This is a genomic window from Stenotrophomonas sp. 05L44_2 (assembly GCF_056665995.1).
Genome location: NZ_JBFTNR010000935.1, coordinates 1 through 1,300, shown reverse-complemented (window position 1 = coordinate 1,300; position 1,300 = coordinate 1). Strand labels below are relative to the sequence as shown.

At 66.2% G+C, this 1,300-nt stretch carries 1 protein-coding gene; it reads right to left on the bottom strand.

Annotated features, from left to right (window positions below):
* A partial coding sequence (locus AC1VAN_RS22105; RefSeq protein WP_480986779.1) for a PAS domain-containing protein occupies window positions 1-1,061 on the bottom strand: 1,061 nt, incomplete at its 3' end.
* Between the last annotated feature and the right edge of the window lie 239 nt (window positions 1,062-1,300).

Genomic DNA, 1,300 nt, shown 5'->3' with positions numbered 1-1,300 from the left:
GCAATGGTGTCTGCGGCGAACTTGATCTGACCGATGATGGCCGCCATCGCCTCGACCAGCGCGTTGACGCCACCGCATAGCTCGGCGATCGGGCCCGTCTTGTCGGCCATGCCGATGCTCCGGGTCAGGTCGCCCTCCTTTGCCGACGCCACCACTTCGCGCGTCTGCGCGACGGCGTGCTGCATTGCCTGGCTCTCATGCACCTGTGCGGTGATGTCGGTGGCGTACTTGACSACCTTGAACGGCCGGCCACCGGCATCGAGGATCGGGTTGTACGACGCCTGGATCCACACTTCACGACCGCCTTTGCCCAGCCGCCGGTACTGGCCTGCGTCGTACTCGCCGGAGCCGAGTTTTTCCCAGAACCGCCGATACTCGACACTGGCCCGGTAGTCGGGCTCGACGAACAGCGAATGATGCTGGCCACGCACCTCTTCCAGCGTATAGCCGGTGGCGGCCAGGAAGTTCGCATTGGCCGCCAGGATGCGGCCATCCATGCTGAACTCGATGACCGCCTGCGATTTGTCGATGGCGGCCAGCTGCCCCGCCGATTCGGCTGCCTGCTGCTTCTGCGCGGTGATGTCGGTGGCGAACTTGACCACCTTGTACGGCCGACCGTGCTGGTCAAGCACCGGGTTGTAGGAGGCCTGGATCCAGATTTCGCGCCCGCCCTTGCCGAAGCGCCGGTACTGACCTGCATCGAACTCACCGCGGCCCAGCCGCGCCCAGAAGTCGCGGTATCCGGTGCTGCGCGCGTCCTCGGGATCGACGAACAGGGAATGATGCCTGCCCTGGATCTCATCCAGGCGATATCCCACTGCCTGCAGGAAGTTGTCATTGGCCTGCAGGATGGTGCCGTCGAGGGCGAACTCGATGACCGCCTGCACCCGGTGCAATGCGGCCACCTGGGCCTCAAGCTCGACGTGCCGCCGATGCTGCTCGGCCACCTCCGTGGCGCGGCGCTGCCTGCCCAACACTCCCTGCAGCGCGCGCAGGGGAGACCAACGGGTGAGCACTTCGACCGGCGCCTGAGCACCTTCCATGGAGCCTGAAATAAGCATCGTCTGATCCTCGGTGTCCGGGTAGCGGTTGCGACCCGCCGGGCGGGATGCCCGGCGGCAACTTCGATTGCCTGGGACTGCAGACGCCGGAAGGCGTCACTCGAGCGACTGGCAGGAACAGTACGGCAGCTGCGATCGTCATCAAACAGCGGCGGAGCACACGGCACGGGCCGCCCATCGGAGGCAGCCTCGGGTCCGGCGGCGGGAGCCTGCAGCGGGCTCCAGAGAAGGTAACGGCG